This is a genomic window from Enterococcus infantis, from assembly GCF_049166715.1.
GTDB classification, from domain to species: Bacteria; Bacillota; Bacilli; order Lactobacillales; family Enterococcaceae; genus Enterococcus_C; species Enterococcus_C leclercqii.
This window is the reverse complement of sequence record NZ_JBMHFB010000004.1, coordinates 221,368-244,682: the sequence shown is the minus strand read 5'-3', so window position 1 is coordinate 244,682 and position 23,315 is coordinate 221,368. Positions and strand designations below refer to the sequence as shown.

The window sequence follows — 23,315 nt, the reverse complement described above, 5'->3', positions numbered from 1 at the left end:
TTTTCCATGGAAGTCACTCGTGTCGATAAAACACGTATCACCTATTTAATGAAAGGTACCGCAGTCGGTATCATTGCCGGTATCGTAGTCAGTATGTTTCGTTTAGCCATCGAAGAATTGGGAGCGGCGGTGTTTCATCTCTATGGCTATTTTCATCAAAAACCGCTGCTTTTGTTGCCTTGGATTTTGATTAGTATCCTTTGCGCAGTTGTGGTAGGCCGATTAGCAAAATCTGATCCAACTATCAAAGGTAGCGGTATTCCCCAAGTTGAAGGGCAGTTGCAAGATGCCTTGACGGTCAATTGGTTTTCAGTTTTATGGAAAAAATTTGTTGGCGGGGTTTTGGGAGTCGGCATGGGGCTTTTTCTTGGTCGTGAGGGGCCGTCGATTCAATTGGGCGCCAGTGTCGGACAAGGTTTCGCTGAATTCACCGGGGCAGATCGTTCGGAAACTAAGATTTTATTGTCCAGTGGTGCCAGTGCCGGCTTGGCAGCGGCTTTCAACGCCCCTGTGGCTGCTTTATTATTTATCGTGGAGGAAGTCCACCACAACTTTTCTCCATTAGTTTGGCTGACCTCTTTTACTTCTGCTATTGTTGCTAATTTCGTTTCAATGACCATCTTTGGCCTACAGCCGGTGCTCCACATGGGTCAGATTTCTTCACTACCGTTAAAAAATTATTGGCTTTTGCTCTTATTGGGAATCGTTTTAGGTCTTTTAGGCCGATTTTATCAAATTGTTCTTTTACACTTGAATCAGTGGTATCAAAAACTGCCCCTTCCTGATTATCTCCACGGGCTTGTCCCTTTTCTCCTAGTAATTCCAATTGGCTATTTCTGGAGAGAAACCCTAGGCGGCGGCAATCAGATTGTCCTAGGCTTTGGCCTGCACTTGCCGTCCTTGACTGTTTTATTGTTCCTCTTTCTTTTGCGCTTTGTTTTTTCGATGGTCTCTTACGGCGCAGCTCTTCCAGGGGGAATTTTTTTACCGATTTTGACATTAGGTGGCATTATCGGTGCCTTTTTCGGTCAATTTGCAGTCATGTATTTGGGGATGGACCCTATTTTCGCCAAAAACTTTGTGATCATCGCCATGGCCGGCTACTTTGCTGCTATCGGTAAAGCTCCCTTAACAGCAATCATTTTGGTCACCGAGATGGTGGGTTCGTTAAATCACTTGATGCCATTAGGTTTGGTAGCCCTAATTGCTTATATTGTCGTCGATTTACTAGGGGGTAGCCCCATTTACGAGACTCTGCTGGAACGCTTGGTTGAAACAAAACCTTCTGATATTAAAGGCGAAAAAGTTGTTTTAGAATATGCAGTTCATGCCGAAAGTGTCCTCGATGGAACGCAAGTGAGGGACTTCCGCTGGCCTAAAGATATGCTATTGATCTCAATCCAAAGGGGGGAACAAGAAGTATTGGTCCATGGAGATACAATTATCCAAGTAGGTGATCTGCTAAGGATTTTGACGGATACTCGCCATGCTCGAAATATCTATCAAGAAATCACAGCTTTGGACAGACCTGCGTTAAAATAGTCGTCATCCTTCAAATAATGAGATTGTAGTAACTCCTTGTCACCCTTCGCAAAAGCCCACTAGAAAAGAGAGACTACTTCCAAAAGAATAGAAGTGGTCTCTCTTTTCTGTGATATCCATTTCAAGCCTGAATAGTTTTGATTTTGTCAAGCCAGGTCAGCGTCATTTAATTCTCTTTCAAAGAATAGCCGCTTCCTTCAACTGACTAAAGCTCACCAATTGTCGGCAACTAATTGCTAAGAGACTACGTTTATGGCAAATGACTTCCTGTTACTCAGCCTAGTACTTCAGCCCGCCTGCAGAGGTGAACAGTCACTCAACCCTTATTTGAAAACGTCACTAAACCGATTCCTCAATGTACTCAGTCCAATGCCTCACTGATTTTCATTTTCTGACACGTCATATGAAGGTATTTGAAGCAGCTCATCAACATCTTGTATGCGTGAGACAATTGCTTCGTTGACATATACAGAAATTTGACCATCATTGACTGGGAAAACGCCACGGCCATTTTCATCCAAAATAATTTTGGCATCATTGTTTCCTAATGCATCTACGAAGGTGTTACCGGCATGAACTGCACTTATTGTCATTTCTAACTCTCCTCCAGCAGCATTGGTCATTACCACAGCATAGCCAGAATCTTCGTGATCGAAATCTCCAGTTCGTACCCACCCGATTTGATCCGCATCGTTGAAATAGTCGACTTCATTGCCATAAGCTAAGTATTTCCGCAGTAAAAGTAAGACCAGCAGCTCTCTACCTACAGGATCTATATCTTGTGATGGAATTCCATAGAGATCACCCCAAAAGACCGTTGGCGTACCCGCTTTTCGCAAAAGGATGAGAGCATAGGCATGCGTCTTAAACCATCCTTCTACCCAAGACTCTAAGCTCTGCCCTTTTTGTGTGTCATGATTGTCTACAAAAGTCACGGCATAATCAGGGCGAGATTGTAACAAGGTCTGGTCAAAAATCTGCCGCATATCAAAGGCCCCCATGCTGCTGGCCGCTCGATAAAAATTGAAATGCAGAGGTACATCAAAAAGGTTGATTAAATTTCCAGAAAGGTCCAAGTAATTTTCCAACTTATCCACTTCATCTGCCCAGTACTCCCCAACCACGAATAGTTCACCATTTTTTTCTTCTCGACGACGTAATAACCAGTCAACAAAATAATCAAACTGAATGTGTTTGACTGCATCTAAACGAAATCCATCAATTCCTGTGGTCTCCATAAACCATTTGCCCCAGTTATCCAGCTGTAGATTCGTTTCCTCATATTCCATATCCAAGTTGCAGCCCATCAAGTAATCAAAATTACCATTTTCATTGTCTACTTCATTGGCTTCTACCCAACCTTTATCCCCCAGATTAAACACCGCGTGATCTTTCGTTCGGGCGTCATAATCAACACCGGAAAAATTCTTCCAAGTCCAGACATAGTCGTTATAAACGCCTTTGCGACCGGGAAAAGTAAATCTCGTCCAAGCTTCAATCAGTTCTTCACCACCGATTTGTTGGTTCCGATCGTCCCAATTATATTTAACCGCTGATACTTCCTCTGTTTCATCAGCTCCCAAAAAATGATTAAAGACAATGTCTGCGTAGACTTTAATTCCAGATTGTTGAAGCGCATCAATCATTTTCAAATAGTCATCTTTAGTACCATATTTGGTAGGAACTGAGCCTTTTTGATCGAACTCTCCCAAATCGTATAAATCGTAGGTACCATAACCGACATCTTCCGCGCCAGCTGATCCTTTCGAAGCTGGCGGCAACCAGAGAGAAGTGATCCCCAATCTATTAAATTCTTCTGCCTTTTTAGTCAACAATTGCCAATGTTGATGATCTGCTGGTAATTCCCATTGAAAAGCCTGCAAAATTGTTTCGTTTTTCATAGCATATCCTCCTTTGTAAAACTATTTCCTTATATTCCATTAAGCCAAAGACGCTAACAACCTGTCAAACAAAAGCCGTTTTCCCTTCACATAACCTATAGATACAGCGTTTTCAATGACAAAAAACGATCCTTCTTGAGCGATTTTGAATGATTTTGATTGCATTTGAATGAATAGCGTGATATTATACTAGCGAAGGGAGGATTGTAAATGCTTACAGAAGAACGTCAGCAAAAAATACTCCAACTAATCCAAGAAAAAAATATCGTCAAATTGCAAGAGCTCACCCAAAAGCTGGATGCATCTGAGTCCACAATTCGACGGGATCTCCAAGACCTGGAGGACCAGCATTTATTGGAACGAATCCACGGTGGTGCAAAAAAAATTCAACGCTTCATGTTGGAACCGGACATGCAGCAAAAGGCGACTGAACACACCGCGGAAAAACGCGCAATTGCCGCCTATGCCGCTGCACTGATTCACAAGGATGATGTCATCTATTTGGATGCCGGTAGCACGACGTTAGAGATTATCAACTATCTGCCTCAAAATTTACACATCAAAGTCGTGACCAACTCCGTCCAGCATGCCGCCCGCCTGATTGATCGCAATATTGAAACCATCATTTTGGGAGGCAGCATTAAGTTATCGACACAAGCGACTTTTGGCTATACCGCGATCCAACAGTTGGCACCCTTTCGTTTCACTAAAGCATTTATCGGTACCAACGGAGTCGAACTAAACGCAGGTCTCACCACTCCCGATCCAGAAGAAGCATTATTGAAAAAGGCAGCTTGTCAGCAGTCAGAACTTGCGATTTTGCTGGCTGACTCCTCCAAATTCGAGCAGATTACCTTCACAAAATTTGCTTCACTTAAAGATGTCGTGATTGTTACTGACCGTTTGGCGCTACCTAACAAAAATGCCTACCATGAACAAACCAGTATAACGGAGGTAAAAAAATGATCTACACAGTTACTTTGAATCCATCCATCGACTATATCGTCCACGTCACTGACTTTCAGCCGGGAACGGTCAACCGGATGACAAAGGATTTCAAATTTCCCGGCGGCAAAGGAATCAATGTCTCCCGCATCTTGAAGCGCTTAGACGCCTCTTCTACTGTCTTGGGATTTCTTGGTGGATTTACCGGTACCTTTATCAAGGAAGCTTTGCAAAAAGAAGGACTTGATTGTGACTTCACGGAAATTGGCGACGACACGCGAATCAATATCAAGTTGAAATCTGCCACAGAGACAGAGATTAACGGTGGTGGCCCGGAAATCACCAATCAAGAGATTCAGCTGTTAAAACAACAACTCAGCAACGTTCAAAAAGGCGATATCGTCATTTTATCTGGCAGCGCCCCCAGCAGCTTACGCAAAGGCTTTTACCAGGAACTGATTGCAATCGTTAAAGAAAAAGATGCCGATTTTGTCATCGATACCACCGGACAAGATTTGGCAGATGCTTTGTCATCAGAACCCCTCTTAGTCAAACCAAATAATCACGAACTTGCCGACTTATATGACACAACCTTCAACAGTATTGCTGACATTATTCCTTACGGCAAGCGTTTATTGGCGGATGGCGCTCGCCACGTCATCATTTCCATGGCCGGCGACGGGGCGCTCCTCTTCACCGATGCCGGTGTGTATCAATCCAATGTATTAAAGCGGCCACTGAAAAATTCAGTTGGTGCCGGCGATTCCATGATTGCTGGATTTATCGGCGCATACGAAAAGACTTCTGATCCGTTGACTGCCTTTAAAATGGGGGTTGCCTGTGGTAGCGGCACTGCTTTTTCTGACGATTTGGCTACCCGAGAGATGATTGATTCCCTTTTGGATGAAGTCATCGTGACTAAAATCAGTGAATAACTCTGAGCTGTTCAGAGAAAAGAAATTATTATTCTGTGTTACTACAATGCGGTGGTTTGAAAGATAACTCCGCTGCCTATGATCAAAAGGAGGAACTGCTACATGAACATCAAAGATTTAATGTTAAAAGATGCCATGATTATGGACCTGCAAGCCACTGACAAACAAGGCGTCATCGATGAAATGGTTCAAAAAATGTATGATGTCGGCCGTATCAGCGATATCAAGACTTACAAGGATGGCATTTTAGCTCGAGAAGCACAAACCTCTACCGGCCTCGGTGATGGAATTGCTATGCCCCATGCCAAAAATGCAGCCGTCAAAGAAGCAACTGTCCTTTTTGCCAAAAGTCAAAAAGGAGTTGATTATCAGTCACTAGATGGTCAACCCACCTATCTGTTTTTCATGATTGCCGCTCCTGAGGGTGCCAACGATACTCATTTACAAGCATTGGCTGCCTTGAGTCGTCTACTGATCAATCATGACTTTGTAGAAAAACTGAAAGGTGCCCAAACACCAGATCAAGTCCAGCAATTATTCACAGAAGCTGAAGCTCAAAAAGAAGCAGAAGAAAGAGCCGAAGCACAAGAAACAGCTGAAAACGAGTTAAAAGACTTCAATCGCCGCTATATCGTGGCTGTCACAGCTTGTCCCACCGGGATTGCCCACACGTATATGGCAGAAGACGCGTTGAAAAAACAAGCCAAAGAAATGGGTGTCGATATCAAAGTCGAAACCAATGGCTCAGAAGGAATCAAAAACCGGCTGACAGCTGAAGATATCGCCAGAGCAGATGGGATTATCGTGGCTGCCGATAAAAAAGTTGAAATGAATCGATTCGACGGCAAGCCATTGGTTAATCGTCCCGTATCAGACGGCATCAGAAAACCAGAAGAACTCATTAACGAAGCCTTGAGCGGTAAAGCGCCGGTCTTTCACGGTGACGGCTCTGCAGCAGGTGACTCTGGTGAAAGCGCCGCAGACGGAACAATTGGTCAACGGATCTACAAAGATCTCATGAACGGCGTCTCCCACATGTTGCCATTTGTTATTGCCGGTGGGATCATGATTGCTATTTCCTTTATGATCGATAACTTTATGGGGGTCCCTCATGATGCACTGAGCAAGTTAGGTTCTTTCAATGAACAAGCCAAATGGTTCAATGATATCGGTCAAGCGGCATTTGGTTTTATGTTGCCAGTCTTAGCTGGGTTCATTGCTTCCAGCATCTCCGATCGTCCCGGCTTGGTAGTCGGTTTTGCTGCCGGTGCCTTAGCAAATAGCGGCGGTGCCGGTTTCCTCGGCGCTTTAATCGGTGGTTTCCTGGGAGGATATGTGATTGTCTTCTTACGTAAGATCCTCAGCGGGTTGCCAAAATCATTGGAAGGTATCAAAGCAATCCTCTTCTATCCTTTCTTTGGTCTCTTGATCACGGGCTTCTTGATGCTTTTAATCAATATACCGATGAGCGCCATCAATAGCGGACTAAACGACTTCTTAAACAGCTTGGGAGGAACAAACGCTGCTCTTTTGGGTGCCCTGTTGGCTGGAATGATGGCAACTGACCTTGGTGGCCCAATCAATAAAGCGGCTTATGTTTTCGGTACTGCGACCATTGCCAACACTGTCGCTGAGGGCGGATCTATCGTCATGGCCTCAGTAATGGCCGGTGGGATGGTCCCTCCATTGGCCATCTTCGTAGCTACTCGCTTGTTCAAGAACAAATTCACCAAAGAACAACAAGACGCTGGTTTAACGAACATCATCATGGGGCTGTCCTTTGTAACAGAAGGTGCGATTCCATTTGCTGCTTCTGATCCATTGCGGGCAATTCCAAGCTTCATGATTGGTTCTGCTATCACCGGTGGTTTTGTTGGCGGCCTAGGTATTCGCTTGATGGCTCCTCATGGCGGAATCTTCGTTGTGCCACTCTTGAGCCGTCCCATCGTCTATCTCTTATTGATTGCTTGCGGCGCATTAATTTCTGGCGTGATTTTCGGTCTATTGAAAAAACCACTGGCAGATGCCAAATAACACAGTTTGATCCGAAGGGGATTTTCCTCTTCGGATTTTTTGACTATTTTTTTGTATAGCCAAAAAAAGCCGGTATCTTTTGCGACACCGGACTCTATCTTCTCGTATTTTATCCATCAGCGACGGCTTCTTTGCTGCTGTTTTTCTTGTGCTTTCACTCGTACTTCGGCTGCTTTTGGTTCATACCAGCTGAGAAAGACACTCATCAGCACACCGGTTAGAAGAAAGAATAGACAAACCGGTACCTTCCAATAAAAATCAGGTAAAACACAGAGCACTATGAGTAACCCAGCTGTTGGCAACATTATTTTTTTGAACACTTTGTCTTCTTTCATCCTCCTGATCCCCCTATTATATTTTCCAATTGTGGCATTGATGAAGCTTGCAAAAAATTAACCCGCAAGTGATTTTTACCTTTTTTTAAGTCAAAGTAACGCTCACCTCTGCGCTTTTTCAGGCGAGAAAACTTGATATCTGCCATTTCTTGTTTTAATTGTTGATAAGGAATCGCCTGTGCGTGTTCATCTGGCAGATAAATATTCAAAACCACCAAGTATTCGTGGTAACGACCATCTTTGGGGTCGATTTCGATCTCTAGATAGTTCCTAATGTAAAACATGTAGGCTTGTAGTCCGTCATCCAATGCATAGCCGGGATTTAAAACGAGATAGTTCATCATCTTCATTCGCTGTTCATCCACCCAAGGAAAATAAGCCTGTGCATTCAATGTTCCCCGCACGCGCTTCACTTGCTGTTGATCTCGCACCAAATCAAACGTTCTGGTCACAAAATGGGTAGCTGCTTTTTTCTCAGTCGGCTGCAGTCGATCATTTTGATATTGTACCGTCTGAATCATATTATCGGAGTAAGCGTATTCAATGAAGGGCTCTCTCAATATTCCAATCCCATTATCCCAAGCCAGCTGATCGACTCCCAGCTGATCTCGAAACATGCGCTGATAGTGCAAATTACACTCTCGATCCCAATGAAAGGGGTCACGATACAGCTCTACCAAAATAACATCTGGCGCGATACGACGCACCTGCTCCACCTGTTGGACGTCCTCGATGACAGCCAGTGGAATAACTTTGTGATAGTAACGGCTGAAATACATGCGCCAACAGGAGGTTAGGCAATAGCCTTTGTAGAAGATGTCGTAACCAGGAAATTGATTGCAATCGATCACCAGGTCTCCATGAGGTCGTATAATCTTAGGTAAGCAACTAATCTCTTCCGCTGTTTGAAAACGTAATCGCTTATCAGGTGTATCGGCGTTATGATGCAAGTACTCGTCATAAGACCGTAAATAGCCGAACAACCCTTTTGTTTTCATCTGAACCTCGGTATAATCCAAAATCAGTTTTTGATTCCTTTTGAATAATCCTTTAGTCAACAGATGGCGCTCCAGAAGATTGCCGGCTACCAAACGAAAACTCGCTTCATTCTCATCATCGGATACATGAAGGGTAAGATCTTCTTTGTCGCCGGCTGATTTCAAGAGCTTGAGACAACGAGTTAACGAAAAGAGCTCCTGTTTTGTCTCATCGATACACATCTTCTTTGGTTCAAACAAGATGCGTACAAAAACCAGCCAGTCCTGAATATGTTTTCGAATCGCCTGTTCTTCCAACAAACGATACTGGATGCTTAAAAGCAGCTTTTCCTCCTTCTTCATACCCTCACCCCATTCTAATTTTTCTATAACCTTATTATAACTAATATATTATCAAAAGCAAAGCATAGCTGCTCCAAAAAACGTAAATTGTAAGCAGCTATTTTTTTCGAAATCATTAAAAAAGCATTATCTCTTGGATTCCTGGATTGAGATATTGTATGGTTGGTCACTGTCGTGATAAACTTGGTGGGCGGAGGTGAAGGCAATGGGATTGAAATTTCAGCGAGACGATTCTTTGGACCGGAAATTTGAAGAGTTTGCTATGCTGCCTGAGCAAAAGGCAGATAAAAACAAAGAGAAAGAAGCTGCACTCAAACGTTTCTTAGAACCGGAATCAAAAACAGAAGAAACAAAAAAAACTGACCCGCAATCATGACGGGTCAGTTTTTTTGTTTTTGAAAAAGAGAATTAACATTTTTATTTTTTAATTGCTGCTTCGATAGCCTGCCAGGCCTTGTCTTTGCCTTCTTTTGTCACAGAAGAAAAGATGATAAACGTGTCCGCAGGGTCGAATTCCAACGCTTTTTTAATCACTGATTCGTGTTTGTTCCATTTTCCTCTGGGGATCTTATCTCCCTTAGTAGCTACTAAAATCACCGGCAGCTCATAGTATTTTAAAAACTGATACATCTGGATATCTTCTTGGGAGGGAGCATGGCGCAGGTCTACTAGTGACACCACGGCTTTCAATTGTTCCCGATTGGTCAAATAGGTCTCAATCATCTGGCCCCATTTCGCCCGCTCAGTTTTGGAAACCTTCGCGTAGCCATATCCCGGAACGTCAACAAAATGCAGGCTGTTTTCGATTAAGTAAAAATTCAAGGTCTGCGTCTTACCAGGCTTGGAGGATGTACGAGCTAGATTTTTACGATCAATCAGCGTATTGATAAAGGAAGATTTGCCAACATTTGATCGACCTGCTAAAGCAATCTCCGGCAAGTCTCCTGCTGGATATTGTGCCGGAGAAACAGCACTGATCACGATTTCGGCATTGTGAACTTTCATGATAAGGGTATCCTTTCTTAAGACTGTCACTGCTAACGAAAAGAAGGGATACAAATCCAGCGACTTGTATCCCGTCAAATCATTGTCGGCGAATCAGCCGGCTTTTTTTTCTTCTTCGGCAAAGACGATTTTTGGTTGTGCCCCTTCTGTTACCGCTTCTTTGGTGATTACGACTTTCGCGATAGTTTCATCAGAAGGTACATCAAACATAACATCCATCATGATATCTTCAATGATGGACCGCAGTCCGCGGGCACCAGTATTGCGTTCGATTGCTTTATCGGCGATTGCCTTCAAAGCTTCCGGTTCAAATTCCAAGGCAGTCTCATCGAGCTCCAACAGCTTTTTGTACTGCTTCACAAGCGCATTTTTAGGTTCTGTCAAAATTCGGACCAAATCCTCGTTGGTCAATTTATCCAACGCTGCCATCACCGGCAGTCGACCAATGAATTCCGGAATCAAACCAAATTTCAATAAATCCTCTGGAATGATATGCTTCATGATGCTTTCGCCTTCAGCAAATTTCTTGTTGTCGGTACCGAAGCCGATAGTTTTTTCACCCATGCGATTTTTAACGATGGTTTCGATACCGTCAAAAGCTCCGCCTACGATGAAAAGGATATTGGTTGTATCGATTTGAATCATTTCCTGATGAGGATGCTTGCGCCCACCTTGAGGAGGAACGCTGGCTTCTGTTCCTTCCAGGATCTTCAAAAGTGCTTGCTGCACCCCTTCGCCGGAAACATCACGAGTAATAGACACATTTTCACTCTTACGGGCGATTTTGTCGATTTCATCGATGTAGATGATTCCTTTTTCGGCCCGTTCTACATTGTAGTCTGCAGCTTGCAAGAGTTTCAACAGAATATTTTCTACGTCTTCTCCCACATAACCGGCTTCTGTCAAGCTGGTCGCATCGGCAATCGCAAACGGAACATTCAGTGAGCGAGCCAATGTCTGCGCCAAAAAGGTCTTACCAGAACCAGTTGGTCCAATCAAGCAGATATTACTTTTTTGTAGTTCCACATCATCTGTGGAAGTGGTTTCGGCATTAACTCGCTTGTAATGATTATAAACGGCCACTGCCAACGCTTTTTTGGCCCGTTCCTGACCGATGACATACTCATTCAAAATAGCCAGGATTTCTTGCGGTTTCGGGACTTCCATAAACTCACGAACAGCATCTTCATAAAGCTGTTCATCAATGATCTCTTTACACAGATCGATACACTCGTTACAAATATAGACACCCGGACCAGCCACGATTTTTCGCACTTCTTCTTGGGTCTTGCCACAGAATGAACAACGCACTGTGTCATTGCTGTTAGGATTATCGTACATGGTTTTCACTCCTTGGACGAACTTCATTTAGAAAGTTCGTTGTATTTCTTCCAGGCTCCGCCACGAGTGGAATAGATTGATTCAAAACAGTCTTAATAAATCATATCACACAACGGTCAAAAGCAAAAGACTTTAAGACAGCGGCCCTCTTCAGATAAGAGTTATTTAATCTTTTTTGCTTGTTAAGCTGGTAATCTTTCAGCAGATTTCTTCTACTTTCAACAACTGGCCCGCAAACGGAATTTTTTTACGCCATAGTTTTTTGGCAATGAAAAAAGCCCCTCTTATCGGGACTTTTTTCAAGGCTTAATCAGGACTGTCCTTTAGTAAGCCGAAATTTTTGCTTCGTTACTCTTTGTTCAGGTCTCGAAGCATTTGGTCGATCTTGTTGCCGTATTGTACGGATGCATCGACTTCAAAGAACAGTTCAGGGGTTTTATACAAACTTAACCGCTGTCCCAATTCTCTGCGGATCAGACCACTGGCTTTTTCCAAACCCTTTTGAGCCTTTTCCCGTTCAGATGCCAAATCCGACAGAATGCTATAGTAAATCGTGGCCTGCTGCAGGTCACCTGTGACCCGCACATCTGTGATGGTCACGTCTTGGACCCGGGGATCCCGGACACGTTTACGCAAAATGTCGTTGACTTCCCGTAAAATTTCGTGGGCAACACGACGATCACGGTAATTCGCCATAGGTCATGCCTCCACTCTTAATTTACAAATTCTATCAAACAACGCAAGGCAGCTATTCAAGGAATAGGTACTGGCGCCACATTTGGACGCCAGACCTATTTGATTTTCTGTCCTCAAATCAAGTTTAATCTTGTTTGATTTCTTCCATGATGTAAGCTTCGATTACGTCATCTGCTTTCAAATCATTGAATTTCTCGATCATTGCACCACATTCGAAACCTTGACGAACTTCTTTCACATCGTCTTTGAAGCGTTTCAAGCTGGCCAATTGACCTTCATAGATTACGATACCGTCACGGATCACACGGACACCACTGTCGCGACGAATGAAGCCATCTGTAACGAAACAACCGGCGATAGTTCCGACTTTGGATACTTTGTAAGTTTCACGTACCACCATTTGACCAGTGATTTTTTCTTCAAACTCAGGATCCAGCATCCCTTTCATCGCTGTTTCGATTTCTTCAATCGCTTTATAGATGATGCGGTGCAAGCGAATGTCAACCTGTTCACCTTCAGCCTGTTGTTTAGCTTGTGGTGTAGGCCGTACGTTAAAGCCGATGATGATGGCATTTGAAGCCGCCGCCAACGTCACATCGCTTTCGTTAATCGCACCGACTGCAGAATGGACGATATTGACACGAACACCCTCCACGTCGATTTTCTTCAAGGATGCTCCCAAAGCTTCGGCAGAACCTTGAACGTCTGCTTTGATGATGACATTAACTTCTTTGAGCTCGCCTTCTTTCAGTGACTCGAACAAGTTGTCCAAAGTCACGCGACTAGAAGATGCTCGTTGTTCCACCATTGCCCGTTTTGCCCGTTCTTCACCAGCTGCCCGTGCTGTCTTCTCATCTTCAAAGACAACAAAGTGATCGCCGGCTTGCGGCACATCGTTCAAACCGGTAATTTCTACTGGAGTTGCAGGACCGGCTGTTTTGTCCCGACGTCCGATATCATTTGTCATTACCCGGACACGACCAAAGGTATTTCCGACAACGATTGGATCGCCGACTTTCAACGTACCATTTTGAACCAGTAAGGTTGCCACTGGTCCTTTTCCTTTATCCAACCGGGCTTCAATTACTGTACCGATTGCCCGTGCAGTTGGATCTGCCTTCAAATCTTCTACTTCTGCTACCAGCAAGATCATTTCCAGCAATTCTTCGATATTTTGACCGAATTTCGCGGAAATTTGTACGAAGATCGTGTCGCCGCCCCAAGCTTCTGGAATCAACTCATATTCACTAAGCTCTTGCATAACATGATCAGGATTTGCCCCTGGTTTATCAATCTTGTTGACTGCAACGATGATTGGTACACCAGCTGCTTTGGCGTGGTTGATTGCTTCGATGGTTTGTGGCATCACACCATCATCGGCGGCAACTACCAAGATAGTGATATCCGTAATAGAAGCTCCTCGCGCCCGCATACTAGTAAAGGCCGCGTGCCCTGGTGTATCCAAGAAGGTGATTGGTTTTCCATCGATATCAATTTGATAGGCACCGATATGCTGTGTGATCCCGCCAGCTTCACCACTCGTTACACGACTGTGACGCAACGTATCCAACAAAGTCGTTTTCCCGTGGTCGACGTGCCCCATGATAGTTACTACCGGTGGACGTGGAACCAAGTTTTCTTCGTTGACTTCTTCAGGCTCAAAGAATTTATCGATATCAGCAATATCAACCTGCACCTTTTCTTGTGCTTCGATGCCATAGTCTGTTGCCAACAATTCGATTGTATCTTTATCCAATGGTTGGTTTTGGTTGACCATCACACCCATCAAGAAAAGTTTCTTGATGATTTCAGCAGGTTCACGATAGATTTTTTTAGCGATTTCAGCAACGTTCATGCCTTCTGTATATTCCAATACTTCTGGCAACTCACGGAACTTACGCGGTGGCACAGCAGGTTTTTGTGCAACTTGCTGTTTCCCTTTTTTGCCTTTTTTCTTGTTTCGGCGGTTATTATTATAATTGTTGCCACCACCGAAGCTGCGTTCCCGTGATTCAAATTTGTCTTTCTTATCACGGAATTCTTTTTTCGGTTTTGCATCTGTTTGTTTAGGTTGTTCCGTCTGCTGTTGCAACACTTCTTTTGGAACCGCTGGAATAGCGGGGGCCTTTTTAACAGGTGCTTGGCTATTTTGCGTACGCCGTTCTTGCTGTTTTGGCTTATTATCAGCAGTTTTTGGTTGTTCACTGCGACGTTGCTGACGTTGGCGCTGTTGTTGTGCTTCATTCTCGATTTCAGCGGCCCGATTTTTTGCCCGTTCCAGCGCACTCATTTTAGCAGCCCCTTGTGGTCGCTGTGCCTGTTGCGCGGTTTGGGTGCGAGGCTGTTGATCACGACGGTCATTGCGATCGTTACGATCCCGTCGTTGGTTGCGGTTTGGGCCGCCTTGACGGTTTTGATTATTTGCGTTTCCTTGGTAGCCTCCTTGACGGTTTTGATTACCTTGAGTACTTTGGCCACCTTGACGGTTTTGATTGCTTTGGTTTTGACCGCTGCGGTTTTGGTTCTGACCACCTTGGCGATTTTGATTGTTCTGATTGCCTTGATAACCCCCTTGACGGTTTTGGTTACCTTGGCCGCCTTGGCGATTGCCTTGGTTTTGGCCACCTTGGCTGCGCGTATCTTTGTTACGATTCTGGAATTTTGGATTATTCCGTTGAGTTACGAATTTTTTATGCTCTGGTTTTTCCTGAGCATCGTTTGTTTGGTTAGCAGGTTGTTGGGTTGCAGGTTTGGGATCGTTAGCTGGTGCTTTTGGTGCGGGTTTGGAAGTGTTTCCTCCTGACACTGCTTGTCGCAGCTGTTTTTCTTCGTTATCGGAAATAGCTCCCATATGATTTTTCACATCAAAGCCCAGTGCTTGTGCTTTATCCACAAGTTCCTTACTGGATCGATCGATTTCTTTTGCAAGTTCATAAATTCGTTTTTTCCCCATGCAATCACCTTCCTCGTAAATGTGCCGCAACGGCAGATTACCAGCATGTTGTACAGCATCTCGACTCATTAGAATTGAGATGTGTGCACAGCTGACTGTTGCAGCCTAACTAACCTTGGATCAATTCCTTCATCTTCTTGGCAAACCCCTGGTCCATCACTGCGACCGCTGTCCGCGGACGACCAATCGCATGACTGATAGCAGCTTGGGTGAGCCCGTCAAAAAAGGCGACCTCATAATAGTTGCTTTTGTCTTGAATTTTTTTATGGGTATTCTTCCCTGCATCTTGGGCAACAAAGACCAGGTTGGTGCTTTGAGAACGGATTTCTTTCACTACCGCTTCTTCACCAGTCACCAGCTTACCGGCCCGCATTGCCAGCCCAAGCATATTCAACAATCTTTCTTCATTCATTTCCAAACAACTCCCGCCGTGCTTTTTGATGGCTGACATAATCCAACAGCTCTTGATAAAAAGCATCTGTCAGCTCTGTTTCCAGCACGCGGTCTAAAATTCGTTTATCCCACGCCTTCTGAACCTCATCAGGCTCAATTGCAACATAGGCTCCTCTTCCAGGCAATTTACCGGTAGGATCAATGGCAACGGCGCCTTCCTTGGAACGAGTAATCCGAATGAGCTCCTTTTTGGGGAGCATTTCGCCGGATACGACGGATTTTCTTAAAGGTACTTTGCGTTTTTTCATCGCGGTCACCTCTTAGACTTCCTCATCTTCGTCTGCGGCAACTTCCGCATCCAGTTCAGCGGCTTCTGATTCAGCGACGGCTTCTTCTTCAGCTGCTAGATCTGCGGTTACTTCTTCTGTGGCGTCTGCTACGGTTTTTCCATCTTCAAAAGCGATTGCTTCGTATTCGTCGCTAGTCAAATCAGAAGCAACGATTGCTTCGTCTTGAACATCTTCTTGAAGCGCTTCTTCTAGTGATTCAAATTCTTCACCAGCATCAATGTAGTCGCCTTCTTCCAGCTTCGCATAGAAATCTTCCATATCGGATTCAGACTTGATATCAATCTTGAAGCCAGTCAATTTAGCTGCCAGGCGCGCATTTTGACCTCGTTTACCGATAGCTAAAGACAATTGGTAATCTGGCACCACTACAGTGCAGGCTTTAGGATTTTCCAAGTCAAAGATGACATCTACCGCTTCAGCTGGATTGAGAGAGTTGGCAATAAAAATTGCTGGATCCTCATCCCACTCTACGATATCCATGTTTTCGCCTTTCAATTCATTGACGATTGCTTGGACCCGAGAGCCTTTGGGACCGACACACGTACCTACTGGATCCACATTGGGGTCATTGGAACGTACGGCAACCTTGGAACGATCACCGGCTTCACGCGCGATACTGACGATTTCAACGATACCATCATAAACTTCTGGAACTTCTTGTTCAAAAAGACGGCGCAAAAGATCCGGATGGCTACGGCTCACGAAAACCTGTGGGCCTTTTGAGGTATTGTCCACGCGGGAAACATACACTTTGATCCGATCGTGCGGTTGATAAAATTCATTCGGCATCTGGTCTTGTTTAGAGAGAACCGCTTCAATCTTGCCTAAGTTCACATAGATGTAGCGGTTATCTTGACGCTCCACAATCCCTTGCATGATGTCTTTTTCATATTGAGAAAATTCTTCATAAATGATATTTCGTTCCGCTTCACGTACCCGTTGCAAGATCACTTGTTTAGCTGTTTGGGCTGCGATTCGGCCAAAATCTTTTGGTGTTACTTCAAAACGAATTTTGTCACCAATCTCATAGGCCGGATTGATTTTCAATGCTTCTTTCAAAGAAACTTCCAATTGTGAATCCATCACTTCTTCGGTTACTTCTTTGACTGAATATACATGGATATCGCCTTTTTTCTGGTTGAATTCCACTTCAACGTTTTGGGCTTGACCGTAATGACGCTTGTAGGCAGAAACCAACGCGGCTTCCAGCGCTTCAATGACGATCTCTTTTGACACGCCTTTTTCCGCTTCCAAAGCGTCCAATGCGTTCAACATTTCTTTACTCATTGTCTGATTCCTCCGTCTTAAAATTGAATGGCTAAACGAGCCTTGGCGATATTTTTGCGATCAATTGTCACTTCTTTGACTCTCGTTTTGATCTTCACCTTCAATGTCAATTCTTCCGGAGTAAAAGATGCCAAAGTTCCTTCGTAGTGCTTTTCTCCGTCCACGGGTTGATACAAAGAGACATGGATATACTCTCCTTGTGCCCGCTCGTAATCACTTTCTTTTTTCAAAGGCCGTTCAGCTCCGGGAGACGACACCTCCAAGAAGTACGCTTGGGGTATGGGATCCGGGTTACAGGCATCCAATTCTTCGCTCAAGCGTTCACTGACATAGGCACACTCTTCGATATCGATACCGCCTTCTTTATCAATAAACACTCGTAAAAACCAGCTTTTGCCTTCTTTCAAAAATTCGATATCCACCAATTCAAAATGCTTTTCCTCCAAAATCGGTGTTACCAATCCGGTCACCGTTTCGATCACGCTGCTCAATTGACTTCGCCTCCTTTTGCATATTTCGTAAACGACGCTTTTCATTAAAAAGAGTGAGGGAAAAAATCCCTCACTCCACAAAGTATCATTACCGTTGTAAACTATAGCACATTTTTTCTGAAAGCTCAACCATTCCCACCGTTTTTCTTGTTATTTCGCGGATTTAAGCAGTTCTGATTTACTTTTTCTTTATAAAATCTGCTCGTTTATCGAAGCGTTGACAGCCACTTCTTTAAAGTTTCCGCAACTTGTTTTTGTTGCTGGCTTTCTGATAATCCTTTTTCTTGATGACCGGCTACACTGGCAAAGCCCAGATGGTCCCCTCCGTTAATGGAGACAAATTGACTGTTTTTCGGATAGGCAGCCTTTTTAGCCAATACATTCTTTTCCTTGATGTCTTCGTCTTGTGAACCGATTACTACCAGAGAAGCGAGTTCGCTGTCTTTTAAAATCGGAGCCTCCTCGGTATAGCTGGCCAAATAAAAGATTCCTTTCAGCTGCGAATCCTTTTCTTCCAGACGCTCAACAGCAAATTTCGATGCAGTATAGCCCCCCAGTGAGTGGCCGCCAATCACGTACTCTCTTTGGGGAAAACGAGCCAAGACTTGCTCTGCCCGCTGCGGAGCCAACATCGTCAGTTCAAAAGGCATCGTCACTAAAAAGACCGGGTACCCGTCATCAGCTAGTTCTGCTGCCCAAATGCTGTAAGCCGCCACATCAATTAGAGCCCCTGGATAAAAAATGACCAAAGGCAGTTCATCACTTAAGCTTGGAAAATACCAGCCCTCATTTTGTTTCAAAGCCTCGCGTTTTGCTTGTTGGGCCTTTTCAGAAGGTTCTTTGATGTTTCGCTGCAATAAAAAGGCTCCTCCCACAGCAAGCGCTCCAACACCTGCCAGCACACCGCTGATTACTTTGGTCCGTTTCTTCATTTTCCGACACCTGCTTTCATCCCCAGTATACCGACAATCTCATGCTTTCGCCAACTGATAAGTCAAAAAAACCGCCGACAGCAAGCGTCGGCGGTTTCGCAAAACTTATTTTTCAACTGCTGTCCCGGTTACCAGTTCAACAGCTTTCTTCATTTTAATGTCATGTTTCAGCATATCTTCAGTCAACACGCGTTTAATCTGTTCTTCCGGCATGTTGTAAGCTTCTGCCAATTCTTTGATTTCACTGGCGATATCTTCTTCAGTTGCTTCGATACCTTCAGCAGCAGCAATTGCTTCGATTACCAGATTCGTTTTCACACGAGTTCCAGCTTCGCCTTCAAATTGTTTGTGCAGATCTTCTTCAGTCGAACCTGTCAATTGGTAGTAAAGTTCAGGAGAGATTCCTTGACGTTGCATATTGTTCAAGAATTCATCCATTGAACGGTGAACTTCGTCATGAACCATCACATGAGGCAATTCAACAACTTCAGCATTTTCAACCGCTTTTTTGATTGCTTCTTCGTCACGAGCATCTTCAGCGCCTTTTTCTTTCGCTTCAGTCAGTTCTTTACGATATTTTTCTTTCAATTCATCCAGTGTTTCAACGGAATCATCGACGTCTTTTGCAAATTCATCATCCAATTCAGGAAGCTCTTTGCCTTTGACTTCGTGCATAGTCACGTTAAAAATTGCTTCTTTACCGGCTAAATCTTCTGCTTGGTAGTCTTCAGGGAAGGTAACAGTTACTTCTGCATCTTCGCCAGCTTTCTTACCAACCAATTGTTCTTCAAAACCTGGAATAAATTGGCCTGAGCCCAATTCCAAAGAATAGTTTTCGCCTTTGCCGCCTTCAAAAGCCGTGCCATCAACAAAGCCTTCGAAGTCGATAACAACAGTATCGCCGATTTCAGCAGCTGCATCTTCTTTGATAACCAGTTCAGCTTGTGCTTCTTGTTCCCGTTGCAGACGAGTTGCAACATCTTCATCTGTTACTTCACGGTCTTGTTTGGAAACTTCAAGCTCTTTGTATTGACCCAATTTAACTTCGGGTTTTACAGTGACTTCCGCTTTAATTACCCAAGCCGCATCTTTTTCCATGCTGTCAACGTCAATTTTAGGTTGAGAAACTGGATCAATTCCTGCTTCTTCTACCGCTTTTTCGTAAGCTTCCGGTAAAACGGCATTCAATGCATCTTCATACAGTGCTTCTTCGCCGTACATCCGGTTAAATACTTGACGGGATACTTTCCCTTTACGGAAACCCGGTACATTCAAATTACCTTTTACTTTATTGAAGGCTTGTGTCAAACCTTTTTGTACTTCTTCTTGCGGAATCGAAAAAGTCAACACACCATCGTTGGTGCCTGTTTTTTCCCATTTTGCAGTCATTGTTTTCCCTCCGAATAAACAGAAATTTTCATATGATTGGCTTAATACATACTTAATGATAGTACACTAAGCCTTGATAAATGTAAACAATTTGACAAGAAATCGGTTTTAAAAAATGCCGTTTTCCCTCCATAAAAAGCTGTTCTTGAAAAAACAGCCGTGAAATTTCCTTCAGGTCCAGTACAGATGCGAGTTCAGGTCCAATTTAGTAGAGTGCTGTCAAAAGCTTGCGGTAGCTTGCTTTGATTTCTTGAATTGCTGAAAAAGGCACCAGCACAGCGTCGTCTTGTTCCCCAATAGCCACTTGGTATTCCAGCCAGTAGCTCTCAGCCCAAAAATCAGGAGCCGCACTTTGCGGTGAAAAAGGAAAACTCAGGGCAAAATGTGCCTGTACTTCGCTCATGACACCTTGCAGCAAGGCCGGATCTTCATGACCGTGTTCTGCTTCTAGATAATGAAGCATCTGCAATAACACAGGATCGTTTTCCGGAAGCACGAGTTGTGACAGCGAACAACTCCTGATTTCACCTTGCAGGTCACAGATGTTTAGTGTGTCAGTCACCCCTAGTTTTAGCAACTCTTCTACCAGACGTGGCCGCAAAAAAGGATTGCTGATCTTTTCAAGCAGTGCTTCTGTGATTGAAATGAAACTTTCAATGGTAATCCCTTGCGACCATTCCTCCCAGTTCTTTTGTGAGACCGGTAACCCACTTTTATCGATTTGCAGCAACTCGGCTTTTTTGACAATCGGAAGCTCCGGCTCATAAAAGAGTTGCTGTTTCTCCAAAAGCGCCAGTTCCTCTTCGTGGATTTTCTGTGCTTTTGTATTCACCCAGCCATTATTTACACCTTGTGTTAGATACTTTTTAGCAGTCAAATAGTGCTGATCCAACAAATACAAGCGAAACACTTGAGTAAACCCCAGCGGATCACGCAAGTAGTCTTCTTGGTAGTCTGTCACTAAAGCCAATGCCTGCCGATAGTCTCCCGTTTTTTCCAACGCCAACAACAATTGCTGATGAGTTGAAAAATCAGGGTGCTCCTGATAGGCATCTTGTAGATAGGCTACAGCTTGTTGATAGTTTTGCTTTGCTAGTGCCTGCTGGCCAAGTTTAAGCTTTCGTTGCCATCCTTCTGGAAATAAAACCGTTTCCCCCACTAGCTGGTCACCTCTCACTTTGTACTAATTTTGACGTTCCTTTTCTTACTTTTCATTGCCTGCTATTTGTTAAATGAATGGCACAAGTTCTTAAAAAAGCTTGCCAATACCAGGTTTTGGTACTGCTTTGCGTTGTTTCAATTACTCAAGCGAGCTCTTTATTGAAGGCTTTGATGATATTTACGGTAACCACACTGGTTTCGGCAAAATAATCTCCTACGTGCTGTTTTTTGGCAGTGAAAGCGGCGGGGAGATACCCTAGATTCAACGGAAATTTCATCAGGATAAAGCGGCAACAGATTTCCCGGACCAACACTTGATACCAAGTCAGCTCTTCTCCTGAAAGTGAGACGACTCTCAGGCCAAACACCATTTTCCCAATCGTCTGTCCGTGATTGTACTTGGTCAGCAAAGCAAAGTACGCCAGATAGATGGCAATGCCAACCAAACTATACACACCTAAGAAACCGCCCTGCCACTCCAAACCCAACAAACGATACACCAAGCCTAATGAGCTGTTTTTGATTGCAGAAATACACAATAGATCCAGCGTGAAGGCAAACAGCCGCATCCAAAAACCGGCAAAGAAATAATCCGGCAACTGATTTGAAACTTGTTCTTCCGGCACCTCATAATGCTGCCATTCTTTTTGTAACTGTGCTAATTCTGCGGGCTGCAACTTTTTCTCTACTCGCGCCTGCTGCGAGTTATAAAAGACTTTCGGTCCGTTGCTGGAGGCTGCTGCCATTTTTGGCGAAGCAGTCGCTTCTTCTGGGGCTGCTATGTTTTCCTTATCTTTTTCGTAATTGAAATGATTCTCAGTCTCTTGCTCATTGCTTGTTGGGCCATTGGTTATTTCTGACAACTCCTTGTTCTTTTCGTCAACCATCTTATTCACCTCCGTAATAATACAGCGGTTTTGGTGAAGACGGTGTGCCCAATGATTCCACCAATTGCAGTACCCGGTTGGTATCGGATTGTTTCAGACCTTGGGCTTCTGCTAGTTTCAGTCCCAACCAAGAAGAAGCAAAGCCCGTAGTATTCACATCATATTCCACTACTTGCGCATCTTGTAGCTGCTGGTCTTTTTGCAGTGCGGCCAAAGCATCTTCTGGGAAGCCAATTTCGTCAATCAACCCATTTTCTTTAGCCTGCGCTCCATCATAAATGCGGCCATCAGCCAATTTTCTGACTTGAGCTTCGGTCATCCCGCGGCCATTAACCACTACATTGACAAACCGGTTGAACGCACTGTCTACATAGGCTTGTAAAACCTCAGTGTCCTCTGCAGTAGGCTTACGGCTGGAAGAACCGATATCTTTCAACGCACCGCTTTTGACGGTGGTGTCTTCAATACCCAATTTTTCAAAAAGTCCGGCATAGTTGGTTCCCGACATGATGACACCAATTGAACCTGTCACTGTTTCATCTGTAGCAAAAATTTTGTCAGCTGCCGCGGAAATGTAGTAACCGCCACTAGCAGCCATCTGTTTCATGCTGACATAGATTGGAATCTGCAGCTCTTTTAATTTGGCAATCTCTTTGGCAATTTCTGCGCTTTCATAGACTCCGCCACCAGGTGAATTGACTTCAAGTAAAATGCCTTTGATGGTTTCGTCTTCTTGAGCCGCGCGCAATTCTTCAAGCAAAAATTGGTGGTCATAGGTTTCTGTAGAAAACAGCCCACCACTGCCAGTATCGGCAATCGTGCCCTCAACACTCACTTTTAAGATCTGCTGATTTTCCTTTCCATCTTGTAAGACAGTCTTTTCCAATTGATTGGACCCGTATAGCCATTGGTTTAATCCTTTTATAGTAGTCTCTGTTTCTTCTTCGCTGGACTTCTGAGCCACCACGCCTTGTGTCATCCCTGAAAATATAAACAACCCGGCAGCAATAGCTATTGCGACCCATCTTCTTCTGTTCATTCACTTTTCCTCCTATCGCCTCTTACGCTCTGTTAATCAATAGAGATTTTTGATTACAATCACAGTTTCCGCGTCGCCAGTTGCCGCTAACTTCCCGGTATTTTCTTCAAGACTATAACCTGGGAAACGCTCTTTAGTCAGCGGGTCCTCAACCCAGAAAATTTTTGCCTTTTCAGTGCTGATTGCCCCCGGCTCGATTTCTTGAATGCTGTCCCACCCTGTATTTAAAAAGACCTTTGTGTCATCAGTTACGGCTGGGTCGTTTTCTAATGATGCTACGACTTCTTTTAATTCCTTGAAGCGCATGACTTTGACTTCGTTTTCCATAGTATCCCCCGTATTCTATAAGTTATGTATAA

Annotated in this window: 22 protein-coding genes; 5 read left to right on the top strand and 17 right to left on the bottom strand. The window is 44.2% G+C overall.

Annotated features, from left to right (window positions below; translation table 11 throughout):
• The first annotated feature begins 6 nt into the window (after positions 1-6).
• Positions 7-1,542 (top strand): ClC family H(+)/Cl(-) exchange transporter, encoded by a 1,536-nt coding sequence (locus ACOMA8_RS06455; RefSeq protein WP_421369437.1) that lies wholly within the window; start codon positions 7-9, stop codon positions 1,540-1,542.
• Between the two features lie 374 nt (positions 1,543-1,916).
• Here the strand turns inward: ACOMA8_RS06455 and ACOMA8_RS06450 are convergent, their stop codons facing one another.
• Positions 1,917-3,443 carry an alpha-amylase gene (locus tag ACOMA8_RS06450; RefSeq protein ID WP_421369435.1) on the bottom strand — a complete coding sequence of 509 codons (1,527 nt, stop codon included), beginning with the start codon at positions 3,441-3,443 and terminating at the stop codon, positions 1,917-1,919.
• A 210-nt stretch (positions 3,444-3,653) separates the two neighbouring features.
• Between ACOMA8_RS06450 and ACOMA8_RS06445 the strand changes: the two genes are divergently transcribed.
• The 3 genes from ACOMA8_RS06445 to ACOMA8_RS06435 all read left to right on the top strand — a co-directional run bounded on the left by ACOMA8_RS06445 (position 3,654) and on the right by ACOMA8_RS06435 (position 7,357).
• On the top strand, positions 3,654-4,409 hold the full coding sequence (locus tag ACOMA8_RS06445) for a DeoR/GlpR family DNA-binding transcription regulator (RefSeq protein WP_421369433.1): 756 nt from the start codon (positions 3,654-3,656) through the stop codon (positions 4,407-4,409).
• Entirely contained in the window at positions 4,406-5,323 is a 918-nt protein-coding gene (gene pfkB, locus ACOMA8_RS06440; RefSeq protein ID WP_421369431.1) for a 1-phosphofructokinase, read from the top strand. The genes ACOMA8_RS06445 and pfkB overlap by 4 nt, the downstream gene beginning before the upstream one ends.
• A 102-nt stretch (positions 5,324-5,425) precedes the next feature.
• The gene (locus ACOMA8_RS06435) at positions 5,426-7,357 is read left to right on the top strand and encodes a PTS fructose transporter subunit IIABC (protein ID WP_421369429.1); all 1,932 of its coding nucleotides are present in this window, start codon (positions 5,426-5,428) and stop codon (positions 7,355-7,357) included.
• A 116-nt stretch (positions 7,358-7,473) separates the two neighbouring features.
• On the opposite strand, the gene ACOMA8_RS06430 is transcribed toward ACOMA8_RS06435, so the two are convergent.
• Entirely contained in the window at positions 7,474-7,692 is a 219-nt protein-coding gene (locus ACOMA8_RS06430) for a hypothetical protein (protein ID WP_421369427.1), read from the bottom strand.
• Positions 7,689-9,032, bottom strand: a complete 1,344-nt coding sequence (locus ACOMA8_RS06425; RefSeq protein ID WP_421369425.1) for a hypothetical protein — start codon at positions 9,030-9,032, stop codon at positions 7,689-7,691. The genes ACOMA8_RS06430 and ACOMA8_RS06425 overlap by 4 nt, the downstream gene beginning before the upstream one ends.
• A gap of 205 nt (positions 9,033-9,237) precedes the next feature.
• Between ACOMA8_RS06425 and ACOMA8_RS06420 the strand changes: the two genes are divergently transcribed.
• Entirely contained in the window at positions 9,238-9,408 is a 171-nt protein-coding gene (locus tag ACOMA8_RS06420) for an SPJ_0845 family protein (protein WP_421369423.1), read from the top strand.
• A gap of 41 nt (positions 9,409-9,449) precedes the next feature.
• Here ACOMA8_RS06420 and yihA read toward each other — a convergent pair whose 3' ends face one another.
• The 14 genes from yihA to ACOMA8_RS06350 all read right to left on the bottom strand — a co-directional run bounded on the left by yihA (position 9,450) and on the right by ACOMA8_RS06350 (position 23,283).
• Entirely contained in the window at positions 9,450-10,037 is a 588-nt protein-coding gene (gene yihA, locus ACOMA8_RS06415) for a ribosome biogenesis GTP-binding protein YihA/YsxC (protein ID WP_161900643.1), read from the bottom strand.
• A 93-nt stretch (positions 10,038-10,130) separates the two neighbouring features.
• A complete protein-coding gene (clpX, locus tag ACOMA8_RS06410; RefSeq protein WP_161900644.1) occupies positions 10,131-11,378 on the bottom strand; it encodes an ATP-dependent Clp protease ATP-binding subunit ClpX in 1,248 nt (415 codons plus the stop codon).
• Positions 11,379-11,726: 348 nt separating this feature from the next.
• Positions 11,727-12,074, bottom strand: a complete 348-nt coding sequence (gene rbfA / locus ACOMA8_RS06405; protein ID WP_161900645.1) for a 30S ribosome-binding factor RbfA — start codon at positions 12,072-12,074, stop codon at positions 11,727-11,729.
• A gap of 124 nt (positions 12,075-12,198) precedes the next feature.
• The gene (infB, locus tag ACOMA8_RS06400; RefSeq protein WP_421369420.1) at positions 12,199-15,027 is read right to left on the bottom strand and encodes a translation initiation factor IF-2; all 2,829 of its coding nucleotides are present in this window, start codon (positions 15,025-15,027) and stop codon (positions 12,199-12,201) included.
• 109 nt (positions 15,028-15,136) lie between these two features.
• On the bottom strand, positions 15,137-15,439 hold the full coding sequence (locus ACOMA8_RS06395) for a YlxQ-related RNA-binding protein (RefSeq protein ID WP_161900647.1): 303 nt from the start codon (positions 15,437-15,439) through the stop codon (positions 15,137-15,139).
• Positions 15,432-15,728 carry an RNase P modulator RnpM gene (rnpM, locus tag ACOMA8_RS06390; protein ID WP_161900648.1) on the bottom strand — a complete coding sequence of 99 codons (297 nt, stop codon included), beginning with the start codon at positions 15,726-15,728 and terminating at the stop codon, positions 15,432-15,434. Before rnpM ends, ACOMA8_RS06395 begins: the two co-directional genes overlap by 8 nt.
• Positions 15,729-15,740: 12 nt before the next feature.
• A complete protein-coding gene (nusA, locus tag ACOMA8_RS06385) occupies positions 15,741-17,057 on the bottom strand; it encodes a transcription termination factor NusA (protein WP_161900649.1) in 1,317 nt (438 codons plus the stop codon).
• A 17-nt stretch (positions 17,058-17,074) separates the two neighbouring features.
• Positions 17,075-17,548, bottom strand: a complete 474-nt coding sequence (gene rimP, locus ACOMA8_RS06380) for a ribosome maturation factor RimP (RefSeq protein WP_421369417.1) — start codon at positions 17,546-17,548, stop codon at positions 17,075-17,077.
• A 206-nt stretch (positions 17,549-17,754) separates the two neighbouring features.
• Complete coding sequence (locus ACOMA8_RS06375) at positions 17,755-18,480, bottom strand: alpha/beta hydrolase (protein ID WP_421369415.1); 726 nt, start codon at positions 18,478-18,480, stop codon at positions 17,755-17,757.
• Positions 18,481-18,585: 105 nt separating this feature from the next.
• Entirely contained in the window at positions 18,586-19,869 is a 1,284-nt protein-coding gene (gene tig, locus ACOMA8_RS06370) for a trigger factor (RefSeq protein ID WP_161900652.1), read from the bottom strand.
• Between the two features lie 205 nt (positions 19,870-20,074).
• Complete coding sequence (locus ACOMA8_RS06365) at positions 20,075-21,028, bottom strand: tetratricopeptide repeat protein (protein ID WP_421369412.1); 954 nt, start codon at positions 21,026-21,028, stop codon at positions 20,075-20,077.
• Positions 21,029-21,173: 145 nt separating this feature from the next.
• Positions 21,174-21,917, bottom strand: coding sequence for an RDD family protein (locus tag ACOMA8_RS06360; RefSeq protein WP_421369410.1), 744 nt, complete (start codon positions 21,915-21,917; stop codon positions 21,174-21,176).
• Between the two features lies 1 nt (position 21,918).
• Positions 21,919-22,956: a signal peptide peptidase SppA gene (gene sppA, locus ACOMA8_RS06355; RefSeq protein WP_161900654.1), complete on the bottom strand. Its 1,038-nt coding sequence runs from the start codon at positions 22,954-22,956 to the stop codon at positions 21,919-21,921.
• A gap of 36 nt (positions 22,957-22,992) precedes the next feature.
• A complete protein-coding gene (locus tag ACOMA8_RS06350) occupies positions 22,993-23,283 on the bottom strand; it encodes a hypothetical protein (RefSeq protein WP_161900655.1) in 291 nt (96 codons plus the stop codon).
• Positions 23,284-23,315 lie beyond the last annotated feature (32 nt).

Coding starts and splice junctions, on each gene's coding strand:
- ACOMA8_RS06455 (WP_421369437.1), top strand. CDS start 7: ATGGAAGTCACTCGTGTCGATAAAACACGTATCACCTATTTAATGAAA.
- ACOMA8_RS06450 (WP_421369435.1), bottom strand. CDS start 3,443: ATGAAAAACGAAACAATTTTGCAGGCTTTTCAATGGGAATTACCAGCA.
- ACOMA8_RS06445 (WP_421369433.1), top strand. CDS start 3,654: ATGCTTACAGAAGAACGTCAGCAAAAAATACTCCAACTAATCCAAGAA.
- pfkB (WP_421369431.1), top strand. CDS start 4,406: ATGATCTACACAGTTACTTTGAATCCATCCATCGACTATATCGTCCAC.
- ACOMA8_RS06435 (WP_421369429.1), top strand. CDS start 5,426: ATGAACATCAAAGATTTAATGTTAAAAGATGCCATGATTATGGACCTG.
- ACOMA8_RS06430 (WP_421369427.1), bottom strand. CDS start 7,692: ATGAAAGAAGACAAAGTGTTCAAAAAAATAATGTTGCCAACAGCTGGG.
- ACOMA8_RS06425 (WP_421369425.1), bottom strand. CDS start 9,032: ATGAAGAAGGAGGAAAAGCTGCTTTTAAGCATCCAGTATCGTTTGTTG.
- ACOMA8_RS06420 (WP_421369423.1), top strand. CDS start 9,238: ATGGGATTGAAATTTCAGCGAGACGATTCTTTGGACCGGAAATTTGAA.
- yihA (WP_161900643.1), bottom strand. CDS start 10,037: ATGAAAGTTCACAATGCCGAAATCGTGATCAGTGCTGTTTCTCCGGCA.
- clpX (WP_161900644.1), bottom strand. CDS start 11,378: ATGTACGATAATCCTAACAGCAATGACACAGTGCGTTGTTCATTCTGT.
- rbfA (WP_161900645.1), bottom strand. CDS start 12,074: ATGGCGAATTACCGTGATCGTCGTGTTGCCCACGAAATTTTACGGGAA.
- infB (WP_421369420.1), bottom strand. CDS start 15,027: ATGGGGAAAAAACGAATTTATGAACTTGCAAAAGAAATCGATCGATCC.
- ACOMA8_RS06395 (WP_161900647.1), bottom strand. CDS start 15,439: ATGAATGAAGAAAGATTGTTGAATATGCTTGGGCTGGCAATGCGGGCC.
- rnpM (WP_161900648.1), bottom strand. CDS start 15,728: ATGAAAAAACGCAAAGTACCTTTAAGAAAATCCGTCGTATCCGGCGAA.
- nusA (WP_161900649.1), bottom strand. CDS start 17,057: ATGAGTAAAGAAATGTTGAACGCATTGGACGCTTTGGAAGCGGAAAAA.
- ACOMA8_RS06375 (WP_421369415.1), bottom strand. CDS start 18,480: ATGAAGAAACGGACCAAAGTAATCAGCGGTGTGCTGGCAGGTGTTGGA.
- tig (WP_161900652.1), bottom strand. CDS start 19,869: ATGACTGCAAAATGGGAAAAAACAGGCACCAACGATGGTGTGTTGACT.
- ACOMA8_RS06360 (WP_421369410.1), bottom strand. CDS start 21,917: ATGGTTGACGAAAAGAACAAGGAGTTGTCAGAAATAACCAATGGCCCA.
- sppA (WP_161900654.1), bottom strand. CDS start 22,956: ATGAACAGAAGAAGATGGGTCGCAATAGCTATTGCTGCCGGGTTGTTT.
- ACOMA8_RS06350 (WP_161900655.1), bottom strand. CDS start 23,283: ATGGAAAACGAAGTCAAAGTCATGCGCTTCAAGGAATTAAAAGAAGTC.